Origin of the sequence: Streptomyces sp. SID5910, assembly GCF_009862125.1 — a bacterium.
Taxonomy (GTDB): Bacteria; Actinomycetota; Actinomycetes; order Streptomycetales; family Streptomycetaceae; genus Streptomyces.
Genome location: NZ_WWHX01000215.1, coordinates 1 through 1,112, shown reverse-complemented (window position 1 = coordinate 1,112; position 1,112 = coordinate 1). Strand labels below are relative to the sequence as shown.

Annotated in this window: 1 protein-coding gene; it reads left to right on the top strand. The window is 70.1% G+C overall.

Translation table 11 applies throughout. From position 1 onward, the window contains the following. Positions 1–1,112 (top strand): acyltransferase domain-containing protein (locus tag GTW67_RS07545; RefSeq protein WP_161164028.1); only part of this gene is annotated, 1,112 nt, incomplete at both ends.

Sequence of the window (1,112 nt, the reverse complement as noted above, 5' to 3'; positions counted from 1 at the left end):
CGGCGTAACGGTCACCGGGTGCTGGCGGTGGTGCGGGGTTCGGCGGTCAATCAGGACGGTGCGAGCAATGGGCTCACTGCGCCGAACGGTCCGTCGCAGCAGCGGGTGATCCGGGCCGCGCTGGCGAACGCTGGGGTGTCCGCTGCCGAGGTCGATGTGGTGGAGGCGCACGGTACGGGCACGAAGCTGGGTGACCCGATCGAGGCACAGGCGCTGCTGGCGACGTACGGCCAGGATCGTCCCGAGGACCGGCCGCTGCGGTTGGGCTCCATCAAGTCGAACATCGGGCATACGCAGGCGGCTGCGGGTGTCGCGGGCGTGATGAAGATGGTGCTCGCCATGCGGTACGGGATCATGCCCCGGACGTTGCACGTCGATGAGCCGTCGCAGCATGTGGAGTGGTCGGCCGGGTCTGTCGAGCTGCTGACCGAAGCCACACCGTGGCCCGAGACGGGACGGCTCCGCCACGCCGGTGTGTCGTCGTTCGGCGCCAGCGGGACGAATGCGCACGTGATCCTGGAGCAGGCTTCGGATGTCGAGGAGACGCCGGCTGCGGACGCTGTGTCGCCGGTGGTCGTGCCGTGGGTGGTGTCGGCGAAGTCGGAGGCGGGGCTACGCGGTCAGGCGGAGCGTCTGGCGTCGTTCCTGGCCGAGTCGGAGGTCGATCCCGTCGATGCGGCGTGGTCGTTGGCGAGGACGCGGTCGGCGTTCGAGTACCGTGCCGTCGTCCTCTCGGGCGACCGGGCTGGGCTGTCTGCTGTCGCCTCGGGCGAGCCGGTCGCTGGCGTGGTCAGCGGTCAGGCAGTACCCGGCCGACTGGCGGTGCTGTTCTCGGGTCAGGGCAGTCAGCGTGTGGGGATGGGCCGGGGGCTGTATGAGGCCTTCCCGGTCTTCGCTGAGGCGTTCGACGAGGTGTGCGCCGGCTTCCACGGCCTTCTTCAGCGGCCGTTGCGAGACGTCGTCTTCACCGACGGGGAGGCCCTTGACGCGACGGAGTTCACGCAGGCGGCGCTGTTCGCCGTCGAGGTGGCCCTGTTCCGGCTCGTGTCGTCATGGGGCGTGCGCCCTGACGTCGTCGGCGGGCACTCCATCGGTGAGCTGGCGGCAGCCCA